The sequence below is a fragment of the Plantibacter sp. CFBP 8775 genome, from assembly GCF_014839505.1.
Classification (GTDB): Bacteria; Actinomycetota; Actinomycetes; order Actinomycetales; family Microbacteriaceae; genus Plantibacter; species Plantibacter auratus.
In genome coordinates this window covers 788,471-811,848 of record NZ_JACYNV010000001.1, presented here as the reverse complement: position 1 = coordinate 811,848, position 23,378 = coordinate 788,471, and the positions used below count along the sequence as shown (strand labels likewise).

Below are 23,378 nucleotides of genomic sequence, written 5' to 3'. Positions count from 1 at the left end.
GCAGAATGTGCTCATGGCCCAAGTCACCGTTGCGGACGTCATCCTCCAAGCCGAGCATCTCGGCGCCCGCTGCGTCGCCGGCGTCCCCGCAGGCGTCCCGGTCACCGGCGTCGAGATCCTCGCGCTCGACGAGCTGAACGACGCGACCGAGCACTCCATCGCCATCGTGACGACCCCCGACGGCGCCGTCCCGAGGCCGTACCAGGTCGACATCGCCATCCGCCGGGCCATCGCCGCGGGCTGTGCCGGCCTCGTGTTCGTCGGTGCGTTCCCCGTCGCCGAGACCTCGCGGGCCCTCGCGGACCGCGGTGGTCTGCCGGTGATCATGAGCGAGGGCATCGCCTCCGACCTCGCCGTGCTCATGGACCGCACGATCCGCGGTGGTGCCGAGGAGGCGATGTCGCGCGCCGAGTTCGCGATCCAACGGGTGATCAGCGCGTCCGCGGCCGAAGCGGAGCAGGCGTCGGGTGTCGGCGTGCGGGAGGCGATCCTCGAGGTCGCCAGCACGACGCTCGGGGTGCCCGTCACGCTCGTCGAGGATGCGAGCGCGAGCTGGCTCGAACCGGACGCGGTGTGCATCGGTGAGATCCCGATCGGCCGGGTCCACGCCGAGCGCGACGACCCGGCCGCGGCGATCGCCCTCCCGGTCATCGCCTCCGTCCTCTCGCGCGCCCTACAACGGGAGCTGCACGGACGGTTCGGTTCGGTTCGCTCGCGGGCGGAGCTCATCATCGAGCTGATCTTCGCGGAGTCGTCCCGCATCGACGGCTTCGCGATGGACGCGGTCCGTGCCGGTCTGCCACTGCAGCTGTCGCACGCGGTGGCGTGGCTGACCCCGAAGCACGCGAGCGACCCGGACCGCCGCGCACCCACGGTCCTCGCGCCCTCCGTCGAGCTCTTCGCGCTGCAACTCGTCGACCAGCGCGAGGAGCAATGGCACCTCGCGATGCGGCGCGACGAGATCGTCGTCATCTCCTCCGAGGAGCTCGGCGCACCCGACCACCAGCGGCGACTACGCGACGTGATGGAGCGGATCGTCGCGCACGCTGCCACGATCGCGGGGCCGGAGTGGACCTTCACGGTCGGGCTCGGGACCCCGCAGAGCGGGGCGGCGGGGCTCCGGCAGTCGGCGACCGAGGCGCGGGTCGCGGCGGAGGCCGCCATCGCGGGTGGTCGTTTCGGCACCATGGAGGCGACGGACGTCACCGGGTTGCGGCGGGTGCTGCTCGACTTCTACGCCTCACCGCTCAGCCGGACACTGCTCGACGACATCCTCTCGCCGCTCGACGCCCTCGGGCCGGAGCGGGCCACGATCTCGGTGCGGACGCTCCTCTCCTACCTCAGCCATCGGAACTCGCTGGCGCGTGCCGGGGCCGAGCTGAACCTGCATCCGAACGCGGTGAACTACCGGATCCGGCGCATCGAGCAGTCGCTCGAACTCGACCTCGCCGACCCGGACGTCCGCTTCGCCGCGGAGCTCGCCTGCCGGGTGCGGCTCATCGGCATGCCGTAGGCCCCGGTCCCTGCCCTTCGACAGGCTCAGGAACCGCGTGCCGAAGGGCCCATGCATAGCCCTCCCGTCGGCGACACGTCCTCCGAGCCGCATTTCGACAGGCTCAATGACCGGACGAACTCCTCGCCACCCGGACGATGCCGGCGGCGAGCGTCGGCCAGAGCTCGGCGGGGATGAGGTGCCCCATGCCTGGCAGGACGTGGAGCTCGGCCGCCGGCATCGCCTGGGCGATGTCCACGGCGGAGGTCCAGTGCAGGACGTCGTCCTCGCGACCGTGGAGCACGAGGGCCGGCACGGTCACGTCGCGCAACCGTTCGAGTCGCTCGGGCGCACGTAGCAGCGCCGCCCACTGCCGGCTGAAGCCCTCCGGCGCGTAGCCGCGGTCGTAGGCCTCCCCCGTCGCCCACACCTCCCAGGCCGTGTCCGGCTGGTAGCGCGCGCCGGGCACGGGTGCGGCGAGCTCCGCCATCGCGGCGACGGACTCCTCCCGGGTGTACCGCACAGGCGCGACGAGCAGCTCGCGCCGGTCGCCGTGCAGGATGTAGCGCGGGTCCTGGCCAGGGATCGTGGACAGCAGACCGAGGCTCAGCACGCGCTCCGGATGGTCGAGCGCGACCATCTGCGCCATCATGCCGCCCATCGAGTGCCCGACGAGGTGCGCCTGCTCGACCCCGAGGTGGTCGAGCACCCGCAGGACGTCGTCACCCATGTCGGCGAGCGAGTACCCGCCGTCGAGGTCGGTCTCACCACCGAACCGCTGCGAGAAGCCGACGTCGCGGTTGTCGAACCGCACGACGCGGAAACCCTCGTCCACGAGCATCGCCCGGAACGGGTCACGCCAGGTGAGCAGCTGCGCACCGCCGCCCGCGATGAGCACGATCACCGGGTCGGCGGGGTCGCCCTCCACCTCGTAGTAGATCGAGACGTCGTCGGTGTCGGTGTACGGCATGCGGTGCTCACTCTCCTCGAACGTGCTCCCTGGCGGGCGTTCCGAGGCTAGCCCGCGGCCTGACCATGCACCATGTGCCCGGACACCACGGTTCCGGTGGAGACTGTGCCGGCGCCCCAGCCGTCGGCACCGAGGACAACGCGGGTAGGCTCGCGACATGAGCGCCGAACCCCTCTCCGGAGACGACACCCTGCAGCTGCCCGAGTTCGACACCCCGCCCGCCGAACCCATGCTGCTCGCTCAGCAGTGGCTCGCCGCAGCGATCGAGCGGGACGTCAGCGAACCCCGGTCGATGACGCTCGCGACCGCCACCTCGGTCGGTGTCGTCAGCGCGCGGACCGTCGATGTGAAGACGCTCGACGATCGCGGCCTGATCTTCGGCTCATCGACCGAGAGCCGGAAGGGCGGGCAGCTCGCCGAGAACCCGAGCGCCGCTCTCCAGGTGTACTGGCGCGAGACGATGCAGCAGCTCCGCTTCGAGGGCCGCGTCGAGCAGCTGAGCGCCGAGGAGTCCGACGCGCTGTTCGCCGATCGCTCACCGAAGTCACGAGCGGCGACGGCGGTCGCCCACCAGTCGACGCCGTTCCGCGACGGCCCGGAGGAGACCCTCGACGCCCTCATCGCGCAGGCGAACGCGTTGCTCGAGCGCGAGGGCGACGACGTCCCGCGGCCGGCCACGTGGGTCGGGTTCCGGCTCGTCCCCGACATGGTCGAGTTCTGGCACGCCAGTCGCGACCGCATGCACCGGCGCCTCCGCTACCTGGCGGCCGACGGCGGCTGGATCGTGGACCGCCTGCAGCCGTAGCAGGGAGGCAACCAACGGGCGTCTCTCCATATGGAGAGAATTTCCGTCATTAACGCGTATAGTGGCGAATATGTTCGTCATTAACGAGAAGGTGTCATCATGGCCGCCGGTCCAGGTCTGAGCCGCGAGATGGTCCGTCTCGGATCGAACGTCCGAGCCTGGCGCAAGATCATCGGCCTGACGGCGGACATCGTCGCTGAGCGCGCCGGTATTTCGCGGGACACGCTGCGCGCCATCGAGAACGGACGGTCGACCTCCTCCGAGAATCTGTTCGCGGCACTCCGAGCTGTCGGGATCCTGTCCCAGGTCGTCGACGCGTCCGATCCACTGGCGAGCGATTTCGGCTCGCGGAACTTCGCTCGAACTGGCGTCGAGCGCGTCCGGATCCCTACGCCGACGTCCTCAGACGATCCACGATGACCGTCGACATGGCGCCCGACCACCTGATCGAGGCGAACGTGAGCCTGGTGCTGCCAGACGGCGTCGAAGTCCCAGCCGGGCGGGTCACGACCGACGGGCTCCCGGGGTCGGCGGCGCCCGGCATCGTCTTCCGATACGCGGAATCGTTCCTCCTCGATCCACGCGGCTACGATCTGTCGCCGGACATGCCACGGAGCGCTGGTCCGCTCCGTGCGTGGTCGGGCAGTGAATCGCTCGGTGCACTCGGCGATGCCATGCCTGACAGCTGGGGACGTCGGATCATCCGCGCGGGAACGCAGGCGCGAAGCGGGCTGGACTACCTGCTGCACGTGAATGACGAAACACGCCAGGGTGCCTTGCGTTTCGCGGCGAAAGGCACGTTCCTCGGGCGACGCACCCATCCCGTGGCTCAGGTTCACGACCTGCCACGGATCCTTGCAGCAGCACGGGCATTCGAGACAGGCACCGAGTCCGACGAGGAGCTCGCGGTGCTGATCGAAGCAGGGACCAGCGCCGGAGGAGCGCGCCCGAAGGCGGTCGTCCGTCATCACGACGCACTCTGGATGGCGAAGTTCGCTCGCGACACCGAATACTCCGACCCGATGGCCTGGGAGGCGACGGCGCTCGCGCTCGCCCGTCAGTCAGGTGTCGAGACACCCGCCTTCGAGCTGGAGCGGATCGCCGAGGGCCGGTCGATCCTGCTCACGAAACGGTTCGACCGCGTCGGCGAGCAGCGCATCGGGTATCTCAGTGCTCACTCGCTCACCACGAAACCGGAGGACCAGCCTCTGTCGTACGTCCATCTGGCCGAAGCAGTCGCGTTCGCAAGCCCGACCCCGCGAGTGGATCTCGCCGAACTGTTCCGACGAGTCGCACTCAGCCTGCTCATCGGCAACGTGGACGACCATTTTCGGAACCACGGGTTCCTCCGGCAACACACCGGCTGGAAGCTGTCACCGGTCTTCGACCTGGAACCGAACCGGCGCCCAGACCGAGTGGAGGCCACGCCCATCACCGAAGGAGGCGAACGATACGGTCGTGACATCCGCGAACTCCGCGCCGTGCACGATGCGTTCCGTCTCTCGGCGACGGCCGCCGCTTCGATCATCCGCGAAACAGCGGAGCGCACGATGGATTGGCGGACGGTCGCGATCGGCTACGGCATCTCGCCTGAAGCCGCGGTCGTGGCCGAGCGTGCGTTCGACGGCGACAACCGGCACCGCGCCCTGGAGATGCCTTCCCAGTGACCGAGCGGCCCGGCCACCGGGAAGTCCCCGGCCATTGAGCCGAGCCCGGTCATTGAGCCCGAACCCGGTCATTGAGCCCGAACCCGGTCATTGAGCCTGTCGAAATGCCCTTCGACAAGCTCAGGGACCAAGTAGACCCGGTCATTGAGCCTGTCGAAATGCACCCGGAGAACCTCACCCTTCGACAAGCTCAGGGACCAAGTAGACCGCTCAGGGACCGGGCAGGCAGCTCTGGGCCCCGGGGCCCGCGCTACCTCGGCGCGCGGACGACCACGACGCCGCCGACCGGCGGCTCGACGACCGCGGTGCCGTTGTCGGCGTCGACCGCGATGACGTAGGCACCGACGGCCACGCGCTGCACACCGGCGGTCGCCGGGTGCACGATGACGTCGAGCCCGGGCTCCACCCGGGAGACCTGCTGGTCGGCCGGGTCGGGGTCGGTCGTGAGCACGTGGGCCGGGTGCGTCCGCTCGGCGGCGGCCGCCGCCTCCCGGCGGGTCAGCTCACTCGACGGTGTGGCCACGTGTGCGGCCGTCCCCGCGGTCACGCCGGCACCCAGGGCCGCCGTCTCCGCGCCGTCGACCGCGTTCCGCGGCTCGCCGCTCGACGGGGCGGTCGCGACCGAAGCCGTGTCATGCGGGTGGCTGCGCTCGAGCGCGGCACCCTCGACGTCGACGTTCGGCAGGATGCGGTCGAGCCACTTCGGGATCCACCAGGCGCTCTTCCCGAGCAGGTGCATGACCGCCGGGATGAGGAGCATACGGACGACGAATGCGTCGACGAGCACGCCGAACGCCAGACCGAAGCCGATGGACCGGATCATCGCCGAGTGGGAGAAGATGAACCCGCCGAAGACGGAGATCATGATGATCGCCGCCGCGACGACGACCGTCCGGCCGGCGTGCAGCCCGCGCTGGACCGCCAGTCGCGCCGGGGCACCGTGCGCGAACGCCTCGCGCATGCCGGACACGAGGAACAGCTGGTAGTCCATCGCGAGCCCGAAGAGGATGCCGATGAGGATCGTCGGCAGGAAGCTCAGGATGGGCCCCGGGTCGTGCACACCGAACACCGGGCCGAGCCAGCCCCACTGGAAGATCGCCGTGATGCCACCGAAGGTCGCTGCGAGCGACAGCATGAAGCCGAGCGTCGCCGTGAGCGGCACGAGGATCGAGCGGAACACGAGGATCATGATGATCAGCGACAGACCGACCACGAGCGCCAGGTAGAGCGGGAGGGCGTCGGACAGCTGCTTCGAGACGTCGATGTTGCCGCTCGCGCTACCGGCCACGCCGAGCTCGACGTCACCCGACAGCGGCGAGAGGTCACGCAGGTCGCGGACGAGCTGCTCGGTGGAGACGGCGTTCGGCCCCTCCTTCGGGATCACCTGGAAGGCGAGCACGGAGTTGTCGTCCGAGGCACCCACAGGCGCAACGGCCTTCACGTCGTCCTGGTCGGCGATCTCCTGGCCGATCCGCACCTGCTCCTCGAGGACCTCCTCGTCGGTGGCGGCGTCGGGCAGCGTGGCGACGACGAGCAGCGGACCGTTGACGCCGGCACCGAACTTGTCCTCGATGAGCGTGTAGGACTGGTACTGCGTCGAGTCGACGGCTTCCGAGCTGCCGTCCGGCAGACCGAGGCGCATGTCGAGCGCAGGGATCGCGACGACGCCGAGCACGACGAGTCCGGCGACGAGCGTGCCGACGGCGCGCAGGGTGCCCATGGGCTTGGTCGGGACGGCGTCCGGGCGCGGCGTGCCGATGGTGCCGCGTGCCTTCCGGCTGAGGATGCGGAGGCCGAGCAGCGACAGCAGGGCGGGCGTGAGGGTGACCGCGAGCAGGATCGCGACGGCGACGCAGATCGCGCCGACGGTGCCCATCAGGCCGAGGAACGGGATCCCCGTGACGTTGAGCGCCAGCAGGGCGACGAGGACGGTCGATCCGGCGAAGACGACCGCGTTCCCCGAGGTGCCGTTCGCGAGGCCGATGGACTCGTGCAGTTCGACGCCCGCGAGCAGCTGCTTGCGGTGCCGGTTCAGGATGAACAGCGAGTAGTCGATGCCGACCGCGAGCCCGAGCATGACGCCGAGCACCGGCGTGATCGAGAGCATGTCGACGACGCCCGAGAGCGAGAGCGACGCGGTGACGCCGACACCGACGCCGACGATCGCCGAGACGAGCGGGAGCGATGCGGCGATGACCGTGCCGAGCATGACGAGCAGTGTGATAGCCGCGATGATGAGGCCGATCGCCTCGCCCACGCCGAACAGCTGCGGCAGGCTCTGCGCGAGCTCGTTCGAGAACTCGACCTCGACGCCCGACGGGACGTCCTTCTTCACCTGGTCGATGACCGACTGCTTCGTCTCCGGCGTGACCTCCTGCTGACGCTTGTCGAAGACGACGTTCGCGACCGCGGTGGTGTCGTCGGTCGAGACGGTGCGGATGCCCGAGGAGAGGTCGAGGAGCTGGGAGGAGAGTTCGAGCTTCGTGCTCTGCTCGTCGAGCTTCGCGAGGTTCTCGGTGATGGTGGCCTGCTGGGCGTCGAGCGCCGTCTGCTGCTGCGTGATCGCGGTCTGCTGCGCGTCGAACTGGGCCTGCGCGGCGGCGGGGAGCGTGCCGCCCGCGGCCTGCTGTGCCTGGGCGAGCGCGGCGCTCAGCTGGGTCTGGGCGTCGGTCAGCTGCTGCTGTCCGGCGTCGAGCTGCGTCTGGCCGTCGGTCAGCTGGGTGCGGCCGTCGTCGATCTGCGTCTTGCCGTCGGAGATCTGCTTGGCCTGGTCGGCGATCGTCTCCTGCGTCTCGAAGGGGTTGACCGTGGAGTCGACGCCCTTCAGGTCGGCCGTCTCGTCGAGCAGCTCACCGATCGCGGTCTTCTGGCTGTCGGTGAAGGCGTCTCCGTCCTTCGTGTGGAACACCATCGCCCCGGTGCCGCCGGAGGCGCTCGGGAACGACTCCTCGAGCTGGTCGGTGACCTTCGCGGTCGGCGTACCCGGGATGGTGACGGCGCTCGAGAGGGTGCCGCCGAAGGCGAGGAACGCGCCGACCGAGATGCCGAGGATCACGATCCAGGAGATGAGGACGGCCCACGCGCGACGCGCGGAGAAGCGTCCGAGGCGATACAGCAGTTCAGCCAAGGGAGTCTCGATTCTTCGGGAGGTGGTGCTGGTGACGTGTGCGGGGACGGAGCGGGAAGCGGATCAGTGCGTGGACGCGTAGCCGGTGCGGACGCTCGCGATGAGCCGTTCCAGCAGGTCGGTCCAGAGGGCACGGGCTTCATCGTCCGTGGTGGCGCCGGTACTCGCGATCCAGTGATGGGCGAGCACTTCGACACCGTGCATGAGGGAGGACACCAGGAAGCCGGCCTCGAGTTCGTCGACGTCGGTGTTGCGCTCGGCCAGTTCGTGGGCGAGCTCTTGTGTGGTGCGGGAGAAGGTGGCCTGGAACAGCTGCTGCGGGCGCGAGTCGTCGGGTGCGAAGCCGCCGAGCGCGTTCCAGAGGAAGGCGATGACGCGGGGTATGTCGGTCGTGCGGAGCGCTGCGGCGACGTCCTCGAACATCGAGACGCGCGACCCCGGGCCTGCCGGTCGTGCGTTGACTGCGGACCGGAAGCTCTCGATCACGACGGCCAGCTCCTCGGTGCATGAGGTGGTGACGAGGTCGTCGATCGAGGAGAAGTGGTTGAACACCGTGCGGCGCGAGACGTCGGCGCGGTCGGCGATCACGTCGACGTTGAAGCCGGCGATGCCCTGCTCCGCGATCATGACGCGGGCGGCGTCGAGGATCGCCCGATGATGGCGCGCGCGGAGGGCGGCGCGTCGATCCTCGGCGGGGGCGGTGGTGGACACGTGGGTACACTACGTGCACCGATGCACTCAGTGCAACTTGTTGACGCGGTGTTCACCGATCTGCCAGGAAGCGCGCGAATCGCCGTCGATTCGGAGACGAATCGTGGCGACTCGGCCACACGCCCCGAGCGCGAGCTAGCCTGGACATCTGGAATTTCAGGAGAGATGGAGGTCGCAGTGGACATCACCACGGAAGCCCGCCCCACCAGGTCGACGAGCTGGGTTCCTCTGGCGTTCATGGTGGCGTGCGCGCTCGGCATCTCGATTGGAGTGACTGCCATCATGGGCATGTTGCTCGCGGCACTGGCCTTCAGCCAGACGACGACGATCGTCGTCCCGTTCATCGCGACCTTCCACGGGTTCCTGGACACCACCGGAACGCACGCGGTGACCGTCACCGGCTCCTGGGCCGCCGCAGGGGTCGTGGCGATGGTGGTCGCCGCCGCCCTATCGGCTCTCGCGGCCCGGCGTTGGCGCTGACTCGCCCGTTCTTGCACGAATATCGCCGATTTTCGTGCAAGAACGGGCGACTCAGCCACGCCGGGACGGGTGCCGGGATGGACGGACGGTCGGGTCGGGTGGACTGGGCGTCGGGTGGAGGGGTCGCGGCTCCGGCAAGCTGAGAGCATGACGACAGACGAGAAGCTCGACGCTCCACGAACGGGCTCGGTCCCCACGACGAACGCAGCCGCGTCCGACGCCCCACGCACGCGGACCGCGTGGGCGGCCGTCGCCGTCATGATGGCGACGAGCTTCGTGCTCGTGCTCGCCGAGTTCCTGCCGCCGAGCCTGCTGCCGTCGATGGCCGCGTCGCTCGGGATCACCGAGGGCCAGGCCGGCCAGGCCGTCACCGCGACGGCGTTCATCGGCTTCCTCACGGCACCGACGATCGGGATCCTCGTCCCGCGACTCGACCGTCGCCTCCTGCTCGTCCTGCTCGCAGCGGCCGCCGCGGTGTCGAGCGCGCTCGTCGCGATCTCCGCCGACTTCGTGATGCTGCTCATCGCCCGGCTCCTGCTCGGTGCGGCCCTCGGCGCCTTCTGGGCGATGTCGATCGCGATCGCCGCCCGGTTGTCCGCGCCGCACCACCTCGGTCGGGCGATCATGCTCGTGAACACCGGCACCACCGTCGCGACGGTCGCCGGTGTCCCGGTCGGCACCTACCTCGGTTCGGTCATGGACTGGCGCCTCATCTTCGCCGGTGTCGCGGTCATCACCGCGGTGGTGGCCATCGCGCTGCGGCTCGTCCTCCCGCCCGTCGCGCCGGCACCGTCCAGCGGCGGTCTGCGGTCGCTCGTCGACACGCTCCGGGTCCCCGGCATCCGCGTCGGCCTCACGGGGCACATCCTGACCGTCCTCGGCCACTTCATCGCCTTCACCTACATCCGGCTCGCGATCGAGCGGGTGCCCGACCTCGACGCGGCCGGTGTGGCCGTCCTCCTCGCGGCGTTCGGTCTCGGCGGCGTGGTCGGCAACTTCGTGATCGGGCTCCTCGTCGACCGCCACCTGGCGGCCCTGCGCTACGTCGTCCCGGCCTTCATCGGCATCTCGATCGCACTGGTGACCCTGTTCCCGGGGCAACCCTGGATCGTGACCATCGCGATCACCACCTGGGGCATGGGTTTCGGGGCCTGGCTCACGACCCTCAGCACCTGGATGGGTCGCCTCGTCCCGGACCGCATGGAGTCCGGTGGCGGACTCGTCGTCGCGGGGTTCCAGCTCGCGATCACCGTCGGTGCCGGAGCGGGTGGACTGCTCGTCGACGCGGTCGGCATCGTCCCGGCGCTCACGGTCGCGGCGATCTCCGCGATCGTCGGCGGCATCGTCTTCGGGTCGGCGCGCACGGCGCGGTGAGGCCGAAGGCTGTCCGGCCGAGCATCTACGCTGCGAGCGCCGCCTCGGCACGCCAGCGGGCCGGCGTCAGGCCCGTGTACCGCTGGAAGGCGCGCGCGAAGCCGTCTTCCGACACGTAGCCGAGTGCGCCGGCGAGCTCGGCAACGGACGCGTCGCCCGTGAGGATGAGCCCCTTCGCCGTCTCCATGCGAACGGTCGTGAGGTAGGCGCGCGGGGTGTGCCCGACGACCTCGCGGAACCGCTGGGCGAACGCCGACCGCGACATCATGGCGATGCGGGCGAGCGTCTCGAAGGTCCATGGTCGCCCCGGTTCGGCGTGCAGGGCGTCGAGGACCGCGCCGATGTGCGGGTCGCCGATGCGCTGCAGCCAGCGATCCGGAGCGCAGCCGGCCTCGTTCCACGTGCGCAGCGCGGCCGACACGATCGTGGTCGCGATGCGGCTGCAGATGACGGTGTCGCCCGGCCGCGGACGACCAGTCGCCTGCGGGCAGCCCATGCCCTCGATGAGCGCCACCATCGAGGGCTCCTGTCCGGCGAAGTCGGCGACGTACAGGTGCTCGGGCAGCGTCTCCGCCACCTGTTGGCGCTGACCCGGCGGGGTGAAGGCGACGTCGAGGAGCTCGGCGTCCTCGAGCGCGACCACCGTCGTGGCGTGGGCGCGGGGGAAGAAGACGAGGTCCCCGGCGTCGAGGTCGCGGGTGCCGTCTGCGGCGGTGAGGCGGACACGTCCACTGGAGAGGTAGACGAAGCCGGACGCCGTGTGCGGTCGTCGCAGCGGGTTGCCCGCGGCGAGGCGGTCGCGGTCGGTGCCGTGGATCGTCCACTCCAGGCTCGCGAGAGCGCGATCGAAGGTGTCGATCGTCGACGCTGGAGGGGTCGCGGTGAGGGTCACACCGATGCGAACGCGATCGCGTCGCCGGATGTTCCGCGACCCTGCCCGCTGAGTCGCCCGGATCTGTCCGATTTCGGCGTGGATCCGAGCAGATTCGGGCGACTCAGTCGCGGCTAGCGCCCGTCCACCACGGACATGAACCCCGCGAAGGCGAAGGCGGCGGGGATGAAGTAGAGCAGCGTGCGGGTGACGAGCCAACTGACCGCACCGACGGCCACCCAGATCGCATGGAAGCGCGCCCGGACGGTGAGGCGCCGGCCCTCCTCGCCGACGACCGTCTCCTTCCGGGTCCAGACCTGCTCAGCCTCCATGGCGTCCCGCGCCGCCTCGAGGACGCTCTCGGCGTCCTGTCCCGCCACCCGTTCGTCGCGGTACCGCTCGGCCCTCGTGATGAGACGCGGGACGAGGTCGGTGAGGATCGCATCGATAGCGACCCAGGGGGCGGCGTACGAGAAGTCGGCGGCCGGCTTACTGAAGAAGACGACCCGATCGTCGACCATCTCCACGTTGTAGTACGCCGCGGTGCTGACGAGCGACGACATCACGTCGGGGGTCAGCACGTATCGCGCGTCCGTCCCGTACCCGGACGGCGCGTAGACCCGGAACCAGCGGTCGAAGTCGCCCTCGAGGGAGATGCGCAGACCCCGGTCGAGGCCCGGCGGCAGGTCGCTGCGGACGGTGTCGTTCGTCGTCGCGTCGAGCAGGAGATGCGGGAGCGGGGCCGGCAGCTGCACGGTCAGGTAGTGCCAGTCCCGCGACCGCTTCACGTCGTCGACCAGGTTGCCGAACTCGACCCGGTCGCCGACGAACCGCGGGTGGGAGTGCACCTGTGGTCCCGGCACGGTGATGAAGGCGTTGTTGTACTTCCCCGTCGTGGTGATGAGCGAGGAGAACATCGCACGTCCTTTCGACTCCTCCTCGAAGCCGTTGGCCACCGCGGTCAGGTGGCGCCGCCATTCGGCGAGGCGCGCCTTCGGGGACGGCGGACGTCGCGACCAGCGGTACAGGAGCCACGCACCGACGAGCAGCCCGATGAGGACGAGCACGGCGACGATCAGACCGACGACGTCATCGGCCTCGACGCGACGGTCGTGATACTCGTCGACGCTGACGCCGACCGAGACGAGGGCGATCGCGAGGTACCAGAGGACGAGGCTGAAGTAGAGGTGGAAGAGCACCCTCCGCCCGGTGGGCACCCACTTGGACCGGCCAGAACGACGCTCGTCCGCCATCGCCGCGGCGACCTCGTGTTCGGGCGCCGTCAGCCACCGCAGTTCCACTGATCCAGATCCCCTCGACGCCCTCAGCCTCCCAGCGTAGGGCAGGGTGACTACCGGCTCGCAGCGTTGACGACGGCGCGGACCGACGCCTCGAGCACGGAGCGATGGCGCCCGGCTGCCCACACCGTCTGCGCGCCACGGCGGACCTCGAGGAGGGTCAGGGCCTCGGCGCCGCTTCCGGCACTGAGCGAGGTCTGATGCAGGGAGACGATCTCGACGTGGATGCCGTGGTCGGCGAGGAGACGGGTCGCCGCCTCGACCGGACCGACGTCGGCGAAGGTGGCCTCATGGCGATCCCCGTCGATCACGAGACCGATCGTCGTCCGCGAGGTCTCGCCGGTCGTCGCCACATCGACCTCGAGCAGCTCGACCCGGGACGGCGTCGCCGACAGGTAGCTGCGCTCGAACGCCGCGAGCAACGCCTCGGCGTCCAGTTCGCGACCGGTCTCGTCCGCCTGCTGCTGGACGCGACGCGAGAAGTCCACCTGGAGACGACGGGGCATCTCGATGCCGTAGTCGCGCTCGAGCAGGTAGGCGATGCCGCCCTTGCCCGACTGCGAGTTCACCCGGATGACCGCCTCGTAGCTCCGGCCGAGGTCCGCGGGGTCGACCGGCAGGTAGGGCACGCGCCACGGGAGGTCCTCCGGGCGGCTGCCGGTCGCCTCGGCCCGCGCTCGGTGTTCCGCGAAGCCCTTCTTGATCGCATCCTGATGCGTCCCCGAGAACGCGGTGTGGACGAGGTCGCCGACGTAGGGGTGGCGCGGGTGGATCTCGATGCGGTTGCTGTGCTCCACGACCCGACGGATGTGGTCGATGTCGGAGAAGTCGATCATCGGGTCGACGCCCTGCGTGTGCAGGTTGAGCGCGAGGGTCGCGAGGTCGACGTTGCCGGTCCGCTCGCCGTTGCCGAAGATGCACCCTTCGACGCGTTGGGCGCCGGCGAGGACCGCGAGCTCAGCGCACGCGATCCCCGTACCGCGGTCATTGTGGGGGTGGACCGACAGGATGACGGCGTCGCGGCGGTCGAGGTTGCGGTGCATGTACTCGATCTGGTCCGCATAGACGTTCGGGCTCGCCGCTTCGACGGTCGCGGGCAGGTTGAGGATCACCGGGCGGTCCGGCGAGGCATCCCACAGGGTCGTCATGGCGTCGCAGAGCTCGAGGGCGTAGTCCGGCTCCGTCAGGTTGAAGACCTCGGGCGAGAACTCGAACCGCACCCCGTCGAGGTCGCCGGCGAACTCGACGACGTCGGAGCCGCCGGCGAGGATGAGCGCGCGGAGTGAGTCGCGGTCGTGTCCGAGGACGACCTCCCGCCAGAGCGGCGCCGTCGCGGTGTACAGGTGGATGACGACCGGGTTCCGGATCCCACGGATCGACTCGACCGTGCGCTCGATCAGGTCGCGGCGGGCCGGTGTGAAGACGACGATCGTGACGTCCTCGGGGGCGATGTCGGTCTCGGCGATCAGGCGGACGAAGTCGTAGTCGGTCTGCGAGGCGGAGGGGTAGCCGACCTCGATCTCCTTGTACCCCATCGAGACCATGAGCTCGAAGAAGGCCCGCTTCCGCTCGGGGTCCATGGGCTCGGCGAGCGCTTGGTTCCCGTCGCGCAGGTCCACCGGCACCCAGAGCGGCGCCTCGGTCAGTCGTCTCGACGGCCAGGTGCGGTCGAGGAGGGGGACGTCCACCCGCGAGTACAGGTCCTGGTAGCGATGGGACGGCATCTGCGAGTGGCGCTGGCGATTCCAGCTCGGCGCGGAGGACGGGACGGGGCCGGCGGGCGTAGAGAGTCGGGAGTCTGCGGGGATCACGCGGCTACGCTAACACAACTTGTCAGACAAGCGGAGGACTATGATCGACACATGGACACCGTGCACCGCGAATCACTCTCCGACCAGGTCGCACGCTTGCTCCTGCAGCGCATCCAGGCCGGTGAGTGGGAGATCGGCCAGAAGCTGCCCGGCGAGACGACCCTGGCACCGCAGCTCGGTGTCGGCCGGTCGACGATGCGCGAGGCGATCCGCCAGCTGGCCGGCCAGGGCGTGCTGTCGAGCCGGCAGGGATCGGGGAACTTCCTCCGGTCGCGCACGCCGGTCCAGGATTGGGACGCGCTCGTCCTGCGGACCGCGATCGGCTCGGTCATCGAGGCGCGCATCGCCATCGAGTGCGAAGCGGCAGCCCTCGCCGCGCAACGCCACACGGCGTCCGACCTGACCGCCATCCGGGCAGCGTTGGCCCATCGGAACGCCGATCGCGCGACCATCGAGGGTCGTGTCGACGCCGACACGGCGCTCCACCGGAGCATCGTGGCCGCGAGCGGGAACGAGATCCTCACCGAACTGTTCGACACCTTCGCCGAGCGCAGCCGCGAGGCGATGATCCAGATGCTCCGCCTCAGTGGCGCGCCGGGGACGGACCACGACCAGCTCGTCCATGAGCACATCGTGCAGGCGGTCGTGGATCGCGATGCCACCGCGGCCTTCGACCGCAGCCGCACCCATCTCGTCGCCCTCCGCGACGGGTTGACCCGTTCGGACTGATCGCAGCGCGCGCGTGACTATACGCCTGTCGGCGCACGGATGACACGCCCCCACGGATATCGATCGGCAGGCGCAGGCTGGGCGTGAGTACCGCTCCGCCGGGGCGGGCACCGAGCACTGCACCAACGCGCCGATCAGGCGTCGAACTGGTCCTCGCGGGGACGGGCGGGAACACGCAGCATGTCGAAGGCTCCGAACCGGAACAAGCCACCCAAACGCATCCGGAAGGACCGCTACGAAGCGGAACTGGAACGACTCCAGATCGAACTGGTCGCGATGCAGCGCTGGGTGATCGAGACCGGCGCACGGGTCGTCGTGGTCTTCGAGGGCCGAGACGCCGCAGGCAAGGGCGGCGCGATCAAGCGCATCGTCCAATATCTGAACCCGCGTTCGGCACGGGTCGCCGCCCTGCCGACCCCTGGTGAGCAGGAGCGCGGCCAGTGGTACTTCCAGCGCTACGTCCAGCACCTGCCCACGGCGGGCGAGATCGTGCTGTTCGACCGCTCGTGGTACAACCGTGCCGGCGTCGAACGGGTGATGGACTACTGCACCCCTGAGCAGTACCGGCGATTCCTCCGCCAGACTCCCGTGTTCGAGCGGATGCTCGTCGAGGACGGCATCATCCTCATCAAGTACTGGTTCTCGGTCTCCGACGACGTCCAGGAGCAGCGGTTCCGCTCGCGTCTCGACGACCCGATGCGTCGCTGGAAGCTGTCCGACACGGACCTCCAGTCGATCACCCGCTGGGAGGACTACTCGCGCGCCAAGGACGAGATGTTCGAGGCCACCGACCACGCGGACGCACCCTGGTGGACGATCGAGAGCGACGACAAGCGGGCGTCCCGGTTGAACGCGATCTCGCACCTGCTCTCTCAGATCCCCTACGAGCAGCGCGCCCCCGAGCCGATCGACATCCCCGAGCGGCCGGGCGCCGACGGGTACGACCGACCCGCGCGCGAACGGTACCGGTACGTGCCGGATCACGCCCACACGCTCGGGCACTGAGCATCGCGGGCACTGCACGTCGCGGAGGAGGGTCGGCCCGAGTCAGTCGGCGCTCGGGCCACCCTGTCGTGCGCGGTGGGCGCGGACCCGACCCCGACTGGCACAGGCCGGCGACGGACACCAGTGCCGTCTGCCGGAGGTGTCGAGGAACACCCAGCGGCAGTCGACCTCGGCGCACTGACGCAACAGCTCCCGGTCCGGCCCCTGCAGCATGACCAGCGCCTGGACGGCGATCGCGGCGAGCGCCGCGTCGAGCGTGACGTCGGCCTGAGCGGGACCACTCCACAGCGCTCCGGCCGACCCTGACGCGTGTCCACGCACCTGCGTGAGATCGTCCGAGGCCGGTTCGCGCCCGGCGACCGCCGCCATCGCCAGCTCGCGGAGCGCTTCCCGCAACCGCACGAGGCGGTCGAGGTCGTCGGAGCTCAGCTCGCCAACCACCCCGAACCCGACCAGGCCGAGCCACCGCCGTCCCGCCTCGGGCGTCCCGATCCGCTCCACCGGCCGCGTTCCGAAGCTCTGTCCCTGCGTGGCGAGCAGGTTCAGCCAGGTGGCTCCGCCGTCGAAGCGGAAGTCGGTCTCGGTCGTCATGGTTCGAGTGTAACGTGTCAACCGTTACAACCGGGACGAGTGAGGGAACGATGATGCAGGGAGCGACGATGCACGAGGTGTTCGATGTGGCGGCCGGCCGCGAACGACTGGCGGAGCTGCAGGACGAGACGACGACCGCGGCCTGGCGCGCGACGGTCGATGCGGCGGCGCCGGGCTTCGACGAGTGGATCGTCGGCGCCGTGTTCGGTGGGACGTATCAGCGCGAGGGCCTGACGCCGCGCGACCGACAACTGCTCATCATCGGCGCGCTGACGGCGCTCGGCGGCGTCGACCCGCAACTCAGCGGCCACCTCACGACGTCGCTCCGGATCGGGATGACCCGGACGGAGCTCGCCGAGGCGCTCGTCCACCTCGTGCCGTATGTCGGGCTGCCCCGGGTGATGGCGGCACTGCGACTCCTCCCCGAGCCGGCGGCCGGACCACCGGCGACCGACCGCGACGTCGACGCCCGGTGACCCGGGTGCGGCTCGGGACCCGGGTGATCCGCACGGTGCTCGGCGACATCGACCCGGCCACCGCGGGCGTGGTCGACTCCCACGACCACCTCTTCCTGCGGACACCGGTCCTGGCCGGTGAGGACCTCGTCGAGGAGCCTGACGCCACGACCGCGGTCGAGCGGTTCGCAGCGGCGGGCGGCAGGACCGTCGTCCAGTGGACGCCTCGAGGTCTCGGACGCGGCCTCCCGGCACTCCGGCGGATCAGTGCGTCGACGGGGGTCCACGTCGTGGCGGCGACCGGACGACATCTGCGACGCGTCTACCCCGACGGCGCTGCGGAACCCGCGCGCTCGGCCGACGAGCTCGCAGCGGCGTTCATCGACGACGTCGACCGGCACGGGTGCGGACTGATCAAGATCGGTATCGGCCCCGACCGCCTCGCCGAGGACGAGCGGGACGCGGTGCGGGCCGCCGCGATGGCGCATCACGCCACCGGTGTACCGATCGCGGTACACCTCGAGCAGGGAGCCGCGGCCGACCTCGTCCTGGCCGCGCTGGACGCAGAGGAGGTGGACCCGAGGTCCATCGTCCTCGGGCATCTCGGCCGGAACCCTCACGTCGAGCAGATCCTCGATGCCGCGCGTTCCGGCGCGTGGGTGTGCCTCGACACGCCATCGCCGGCTCATCCGATGGACCCCGCTCGACTGGCGCGGATCCTCGAAGCCCTCATCGACGACGGACACCTGCCCGCCCTGCTCCTCGGCGCCGACACGACCACGTCCGCCTCCCGCGCGCGGCCGGAGGAGTACGGTCCGGCGGCGCTCCTGACGACCGTCGCACCGCAGCTCGCGCAGGCCGTCGGCGCGGAAGCGGTGTCGACGATCACCCGCGACAACCCCGCCCGCGCGGGGGCGTTCGAGCCCCGCGCACCACGCACCGTAGGGAGGTCGTGAGGATCCACGCGGAAGGCGTATGGAAACCGTGAGGACCGCCGTCGGAGGTCGTTGACGGGTGTTGGCTCTGAGCTGTCCCGAACGGGACACAGCACCACGCACCCGCACCACGCACCCACTGGAGTCCTCTTGCTCGACCTCGTCTACGTACTCGGCGTCATCGCCGTGTTCGCTCTGGTCGGCCTCGTCGCCCGGGGAGTGGAGAGACTGTGATCGTCTTCGAACTCCTCGCCGCCGTCCTGGCCGTCGCCGCCGTCGTGTACCTCGTGTACGCGCTCGTGAAACCCGAGAGGTTCTGATGCAGACCCTCTTCGCGATCCTCCAGGTCTCTACCCTCGTCCTGGTCCTCGTGCTGCTCTACCGTCCGCTCGGTGAGTACCTCGCCCGGGTGTACACCTCCAGTAAGGACTTCGCCGTCGAGCGCGGCTTCTACCGCGTGATCGGTGTCGACGCCCGCTCCGAGCAGACCTGGCAGGCCTACCTCCGCGGGGTGCTCGCCTTCTCGCTCGTCGGCGTCCTCCTCGTCTACGCCCTGCAGCGCGCCCAGGCCGTCCTGCCCTTCGCGCTCGGCCTCCCCGCCGTCCCCGAGGGCCTGTCGTTCAACACGGCCGTGTCCTTCGTCACGAACACCAACTGGCAGTCGTACTCCCCCGAGGTCACGATGGGCTACACCGTGCAGCTCACGGGCCTCGCGGTGCAGAACTTCGTGTCCGCGGCCGTCGGCATCGCGGTCGCGATCGCCCTCGTCCGCGGGTTCGCGAGTCGCCGCAGCGGCACCATCGGCAACTTCTGGGTCGACCTCACCCGCGGCACCCTCCGCGTGCTGCTGCCGCTCTCCGTCGTCATGGCGGTCGTGCTCATCGCGGGCGGGACCATCCAGAACCTCAACGGCTTCACCGACGTCACGACCATCACGGGCGCGACGCAGACCATCCCCGGCGGGCCGGTCGCCTCGCAGGAGGCCATCAAGCTCCTCGGCACGAACGGCGGCGGGTTCTTCAACGCGAACTCCGCGCACCCCTTCGAGAACCCGACCGCCTGGACGAGCCTCGTGCAGAACATCCTCATGCTCGCGATCCCGTTCTCCCTGCCGCGCACCTTCGGCCGCATGGTCGGCGACCACAAGCAGGGCTATACGATCCTCGCGGTCATGGGCGTCATCTTCCTCGCCTCGTTCTCGATCCTCACGGCGCTCGAAGCCCGCGGCCTCGGAGCGGCACCGATGGCGGCCGGCGGCGCGATGGAGGGCAAGGAGCAGCGCTTCGGCGTCTTCGCCTCGACGCTGTTCGGCTCGACCTCGACACTCACCTCGACGGGTGCCGTCAACTCGATGCACGACTCGTACACCGCACTCGGCGGCATGATGCCGATGATCAACATGATGCTCGGCGAGATCGCCCCCGGCGGCGTCGGCTCAGGCCTCTACGGCATGCTCGTGCTCGCCGTCATCGCCGTGTTCATCGGTGGGCTGCTCGTCGGCCGGACCCCGGAGTACCTCGGCAAGAAGATCGGCCCACGGGAGATCAAGCTCGCGAGCCTGTACATCCTCGTGACGCCGACCCTCGTGCTCGCCGGCACCGCACTGAGCTTCGCCATCCCCGGCGTCCGCTCGGACGTTGAGACGACGTCGATCTGGAACCCGGGCCTCCACGGCCTGTCCGAGGTCCTCTACGCCTTCACCTCCGCCGCGAACAACAACGGTTCCGCGTTCGCCGGCCTCACGGCGAACACCCCGTGGTTCAACACGGCCCTCGGTGTCGCGATGCTCCTCGGCCGCTTCATCCCGATCGTGCTCGTCCTCGCGCTCGCCGGTTCGCTGGCCGCACAGGACCGGGTGCCGTCGACCGCCGGAACGCTCCCGACCAACCGGCCGCAGTTCGTCGGCCTCCTCACCGGTGTCGCCGTGATCATCACCGCACTCACCTACTTCCCCGTACTCGCGCTGGGTCCCCTGGCGGAAGGGCTGTCATGAGCCACGTCCGCGACGCACACCGCGTGATCATCACCGCACTCACCTACTTCCCCGTACTCGCGCCAGGTCCCCTGGCGGAAGGGCTGTCATGAGCCACGTCCACGACGCACACCGCGTGATCATCACCGCACTCACCTCCTTCCCCGTACTCGCGCCAGGTCCCCTGGCGGAAGGGCTGTCATAAACCATGTCCACCACGCACACGCTTCCCGCCCCGGCGGAACCCGAGCAGGAGCAGGACCACCACCACGAGCCCGCGAAGGCCGCGTTCGGTCCGGCGCAGTTGCTCGCCGCGACCCCGGGCGCCTTCCGCAAACTCGACCCGCGGCTCATGGTCAAGAACCCGGTCATGTTCATCGTCGAGGTCGGGGCTGCACTGACGACCGTCCTCGCGATCGCCGAACCGTTCCTCGGTGGCGCGCAGGAGTCCGGCGGGTCGGCCGTGCCGGCGTCGTTCACCTGGGGCATCGCGATCTGGCTGTGGCTCACGGTCGTCTTCGCGAACCTCGCTGAGTCCGTGGCCGAGGGACGTGGCAAGGCGCAGGCCGACAGCCTCCGCAAGACGCGCACCTCGACCATGGCGAACCAGGTCACGGCCTACGACGCCTCGGCGGACCCGTCCGCGGAGCACGCCGCCGTCGGCCAGGTCTCCTCCGCGGACCTCACCCTCGGCGACGTCGTCGTGGTGACCGCCGGCGAGCTCGTCCCGGGCGACGGCGACATCGTCTGGGGCATCGCCTCGGTCGACGAGTCGGCGATCACGGGCGAGTCGGCCCCGGTCGTCCGCGAGTCCGGCGGCGACCGCAGTGCCGTCACCGGCGGCACCCGCGTGCTGTCCGACCGCATCGTCGTCCGCATCACCTCGAAGCCCGGTGAGACCTTCGTCGACCGCATGATCGGCCTCGTCGAGGGTGCGGCGCGGCAGAAGACGCCGAACGAGATCGCGCTCAACATCCTGCTCGCGAGCCTGTCGATCGTGTTCGTGGTCGTCGCACTGACGCTCAACCCGATCGCCTCCTATGCGGCGGCTCCCGTCAGCGTCCCGGTCCTCATCGCCCTGCTCGTCTGCCTCATCCCGACGACCATCGGCGCCCTGCTCTCGGCGATCGGCATCGCCGGCATGGACCGACTCGTGCAGCGGAACGTGCTCGCGATGTCCGGCCGCGCGGTCGAGGCCGCCGGCGACGTCACGACCCTGCTGCTCGACAAGACCGGCACCATCACCTACGGCAACCGGCAGGCGGTCGAGTTCATCGCTCTCCGCGGTGTCACGCCGGAGGAGCTCGCGCAGGCCGCAGCCCGGTCCTCGCTCAGCGACCCGACGCCCGAGGGCAAGTCGATCGTCGACCTCGCGGCCGAGCGGGGCATCCACCTGGACGGGTCCGTGGCAGGCGAGATCGTCCCGTTCACGGCGCAGACCCGCATGAGCGGCCTCGACCAGCCGGACGGTGCACAGATCCGCAAGGGCGCAGGCTCGGCCGTGCTGGCCTGGGTGGAGTCGTTCGGCCCCCTCGCCGAGGCGACCCGCGCCGAGCTCCAGGAGCACGTCGAGGCGGTGTCCGCCGGCGGCGGCACCCCGCTCGTCGTCGCGCAGACCGACACCAGCGGCACCGCGCGGGTGCTCGGCGTCGTCCGCCTCAAGGACGTCGTGAAGGCCGGCATCGCGGAGCGGTTCGCCGAGCTGCGCGCCATGGGCATCCGCACGGTCATGATCACGGGTGACAACCCGCTCACCGCGAAGGCGATCGCCGCCGAGGCCGGAGTCGACGACTTCCTGGCCGAGGCGACGCCCGAGCAGAAGCTCGAGCTCATCCGCAAGGAGCAGGAGGGCGGCAACCTCGTCGCGATGACCGGTGACGGCACGAACGACGCTCCGGCGCTCGCACAGGCCGACGTCGGTGTCGCGATGAACACGGGCACCTCCGCTGCGAAGGAGGCCGGCAACATGGTCGACCTCGACTCCGACCCGACGAAGCTCATCGACATCGTCCGGATCGGCAAGCAGCTGCTCATCACGCGTGGCGCGCTCACGACGTTCTCGATCGCCAACGACGTCGCCAAGTACTTCGCGATCATCCCGGCCATGTTCGCCGGGGTGTTCCCGGGGCTCGCACTGCTCAACATCATGCAGCTGCACTCCCCCGCGTCGGCGATCCTCTCGGCGATCATCTTCAACGCCATCATCATCGTGATCCTGATCCCGCTGGCCCTCCGCGGTGTGAAGTACCGACCGCTCAGCGCCTCGAAGGTCCTCAGCCGCAACCTGTTGGTCTACGGGCTCGGTGGCGTGATCGCGCCGTTCATCGGCATCAAGCTGATCGACCTCGTCGTCACCCTCATCCCCGGCTTCTGAGCCGACGACCCAGATCAAGCTGATCGACCTCGTCGTCACCCTCATCCCCGGCTTCTGAACCTCACCCAGCACACGAAAGCAGACAGATCATCATGAGTGCATCCCGCAGCGGCATCGCCCAGTACTGGGTCGCCATCAGGGCCATGCTCGCCCTCACCGTCGTCCTCGGCGTCGGATACCCCCTCATCGTCACCGGCATCGGGCAGGCGACGATGTCCTGGCAGGCGAACGGATCCGCGGTCACCGAGGGTGGCACGACGGTCGGCTCGGCGCTCATCGGGCAGTCGTTCACCGACGCCGACGGCAAGCCGCTGCCGCAGTGGTTCCAGTCGCGTCCGTCGGCGGCCGGCGACGGCTACGACGGTGGCGCGTCGAGCGGCAGCAACCTCGGGCCGGAGAACACCGACCTCGTCGCCTCGATCGAGGAACGCCGCGCGGCCATCGCCGCCTTCGAGGACGTCGATCCGTCGAACATCCCCGCCGACGCGCTGACGGCGTCCGCGTCCGGCCTCGACCCGCACATCAGCCCGGCCTACGCACTGCTGCAGGTGCCCCGTGTCGCCGCCGAGCGCGGCCTCGACGAGGGCGAGGTCCGTGCGCTCGTCGAGCGTCTGACGCAGGGCCCCGACCTCGGCTACCTTGGGGAGTCCACGGTCAACGTCCTGCAGCTGAACCTCGCCGTGGCCCGACTGAACGGATGACCATGCAGCG

Annotated in this window: 21 protein-coding genes; 14 read left to right on the top strand and 7 right to left on the bottom strand. The window is 69.8% G+C overall.

Features of this window, described 5'->3' with window-relative positions; all coding sequences use genetic code 11:
* The first annotated feature begins 13 nt into the window (after nt 1-13).
* Nucleotides 14-1,513 (top strand): PucR family transcriptional regulator, encoded by a 1,500-nt coding sequence (locus IFR14_RS03890; RefSeq protein ID WP_191940305.1) that lies wholly within the window; start codon nt 14-16, stop codon nt 1,511-1,513.
* A gap of 103 nt (nt 1,514-1,616) precedes the next feature.
* Here IFR14_RS03890 and IFR14_RS03885 read toward each other — a convergent pair whose 3' ends face one another.
* Nucleotides 1,617-2,462: an alpha/beta fold hydrolase gene (locus IFR14_RS03885; RefSeq protein WP_191940304.1), complete on the bottom strand. Its 846-nt coding sequence runs from the start codon at nt 2,460-2,462 to the stop codon at nt 1,617-1,619.
* A gap of 157 nt (nt 2,463-2,619) precedes the next feature.
* Between IFR14_RS03885 and IFR14_RS03880 the strand changes: the two genes are divergently transcribed.
* From IFR14_RS03880 to IFR14_RS03870, 3 genes are all read left to right on the top strand, one after another.
* Complete coding sequence (locus IFR14_RS03880) at nt 2,620-3,267, top strand: pyridoxal 5'-phosphate synthase (RefSeq protein ID WP_191940303.1); 648 nt, start codon at nt 2,620-2,622, stop codon at nt 3,265-3,267.
* Nucleotides 3,268-3,366: 99 nt separating this feature from the next.
* Nucleotides 3,367-3,687, top strand: coding sequence for a helix-turn-helix domain-containing protein (locus IFR14_RS03875; protein WP_198425028.1), 321 nt, complete (start codon nt 3,367-3,369; stop codon nt 3,685-3,687).
* Complete coding sequence (locus IFR14_RS03870; protein WP_191940302.1) at nt 3,684-4,934, top strand: type II toxin-antitoxin system HipA family toxin; 1,251 nt, start codon at nt 3,684-3,686, stop codon at nt 4,932-4,934. Before IFR14_RS03875 ends, IFR14_RS03870 begins: the two co-directional genes overlap by 4 nt.
* Before the next feature lie 250 nt (nt 4,935-5,184).
* Here the strand turns inward: IFR14_RS03870 and IFR14_RS03865 are convergent, their stop codons facing one another.
* Both IFR14_RS03865 and IFR14_RS03860 read right to left on the bottom strand, forming a co-directional pair.
* A complete protein-coding gene (locus tag IFR14_RS03865) occupies nt 5,185-8,061 on the bottom strand; it encodes an MMPL family transporter (protein WP_191940301.1) in 2,877 nt (958 codons plus the stop codon).
* Between the two features lie 63 nt (nt 8,062-8,124).
* A complete protein-coding gene (locus IFR14_RS03860) occupies nt 8,125-8,772 on the bottom strand; it encodes a TetR family transcriptional regulator (RefSeq protein WP_191940300.1) in 648 nt (215 codons plus the stop codon).
* A 177-nt stretch (nt 8,773-8,949) separates the two neighbouring features.
* Between IFR14_RS03860 and IFR14_RS03855 the strand changes: the two genes are divergently transcribed.
* Together IFR14_RS03855 and IFR14_RS03850 are read left to right on the top strand one after the other, a co-directional pair.
* Nucleotides 8,950-9,252 (top strand): hypothetical protein, encoded by a 303-nt coding sequence (locus tag IFR14_RS03855; RefSeq protein WP_191940299.1) that lies wholly within the window; start codon nt 8,950-8,952, stop codon nt 9,250-9,252.
* A 147-nt stretch (nt 9,253-9,399) separates the two neighbouring features.
* Nucleotides 9,400-10,626 carry an MFS transporter gene (locus IFR14_RS03850; RefSeq protein ID WP_191940298.1) on the top strand — a complete coding sequence of 409 codons (1,227 nt, stop codon included), beginning with the start codon at nt 9,400-9,402 and terminating at the stop codon, nt 10,624-10,626.
* 25 nt (nt 10,627-10,651) lie between these two features.
* Here IFR14_RS03850 and IFR14_RS21345 read toward each other — a convergent pair whose 3' ends face one another.
* The 3 genes from IFR14_RS21345 to IFR14_RS03835 form a co-directional block, all read right to left on the bottom strand.
* Nucleotides 10,652-11,518, bottom strand: a complete 867-nt coding sequence (locus IFR14_RS21345; RefSeq protein WP_198425027.1) for a helix-turn-helix domain-containing protein — start codon at nt 11,516-11,518, stop codon at nt 10,652-10,654.
* 113 nt (nt 11,519-11,631) lie between these two features.
* Nucleotides 11,632-12,798 (bottom strand): hypothetical protein, encoded by a 1,167-nt coding sequence (locus IFR14_RS03840; protein WP_191940297.1) that lies wholly within the window; start codon nt 12,796-12,798, stop codon nt 11,632-11,634.
* A 50-nt stretch (nt 12,799-12,848) separates the two neighbouring features.
* Entirely contained in the window at nt 12,849-14,519 is a 1,671-nt protein-coding gene (locus IFR14_RS03835; RefSeq protein WP_191941233.1) for a 2-isopropylmalate synthase, read from the bottom strand.
* Nucleotides 14,520-14,657: 138 nt separating this feature from the next.
* Between IFR14_RS03835 and IFR14_RS03830 the strand changes: the two genes are divergently transcribed.
* Both IFR14_RS03830 and ppk2 read left to right on the top strand, forming a co-directional pair.
* Nucleotides 14,658-15,335 carry a FadR/GntR family transcriptional regulator gene (locus tag IFR14_RS03830; RefSeq protein WP_191940296.1) on the top strand — a complete coding sequence of 226 codons (678 nt, stop codon included), beginning with the start codon at nt 14,658-14,660 and terminating at the stop codon, nt 15,333-15,335.
* Between the two features lie 180 nt (nt 15,336-15,515).
* Complete coding sequence (ppk2, locus tag IFR14_RS03825) at nt 15,516-16,340, top strand: polyphosphate kinase 2 (protein ID WP_137242521.1); 825 nt, start codon at nt 15,516-15,518, stop codon at nt 16,338-16,340.
* A 42-nt stretch (nt 16,341-16,382) separates the two neighbouring features.
* Here the strand turns inward: ppk2 and IFR14_RS03820 are convergent, their stop codons facing one another.
* The gene (locus IFR14_RS03820) at nt 16,383-16,931 is read right to left on the bottom strand and encodes a CGNR zinc finger domain-containing protein (RefSeq protein ID WP_191940295.1); all 549 of its coding nucleotides are present in this window, start codon (nt 16,929-16,931) and stop codon (nt 16,383-16,385) included.
* Between the two features lie 14 nt (nt 16,932-16,945).
* On the opposite strand from IFR14_RS03820, the gene IFR14_RS03815 reads away from it, so the two are divergent.
* The 6 genes from IFR14_RS03815 to kdpC all read left to right on the top strand — a co-directional run bounded on the left by IFR14_RS03815 (nt 16,946) and on the right by kdpC (nt 23,368).
* On the top strand, nt 16,946-17,407 hold the full coding sequence (locus IFR14_RS03815) for a carboxymuconolactone decarboxylase family protein (RefSeq protein WP_342365639.1): 462 nt from the start codon (nt 16,946-16,948) through the stop codon (nt 17,405-17,407).
* Between the two features lie 5 nt (nt 17,408-17,412).
* Entirely contained in the window at nt 17,413-18,342 is a 930-nt protein-coding gene (locus IFR14_RS03810) for a phosphotriesterase family protein (RefSeq protein WP_198425026.1), read from the top strand.
* A 209-nt stretch (nt 18,343-18,551) separates the two neighbouring features.
* A complete protein-coding gene (kdpF, locus tag IFR14_RS03805) occupies nt 18,552-18,641 on the top strand; it encodes a K(+)-transporting ATPase subunit F (RefSeq protein WP_056009336.1) in 90 nt (29 codons plus the stop codon).
* A complete protein-coding gene (gene kdpA / locus IFR14_RS03800) occupies nt 18,641-20,314 on the top strand; it encodes a potassium-transporting ATPase subunit KdpA (RefSeq protein WP_191940293.1) in 1,674 nt (557 codons plus the stop codon). The genes kdpF and kdpA overlap by 1 nt, the downstream gene beginning before the upstream one ends.
* A gap of 187 nt (nt 20,315-20,501) precedes the next feature.
* The gene (gene kdpB, locus IFR14_RS03795) at nt 20,502-22,667 is read left to right on the top strand and encodes a potassium-transporting ATPase subunit KdpB (RefSeq protein ID WP_191940292.1); all 2,166 of its coding nucleotides are present in this window, start codon (nt 20,502-20,504) and stop codon (nt 22,665-22,667) included.
* 92 nt (nt 22,668-22,759) lie between these two features.
* On the top strand, nt 22,760-23,368 hold the full coding sequence (gene kdpC, locus IFR14_RS03790; protein ID WP_191940291.1) for a potassium-transporting ATPase subunit KdpC: 609 nt from the start codon (nt 22,760-22,762) through the stop codon (nt 23,366-23,368).
* Nucleotides 23,369-23,378: the final 10 nt, after the last annotated feature.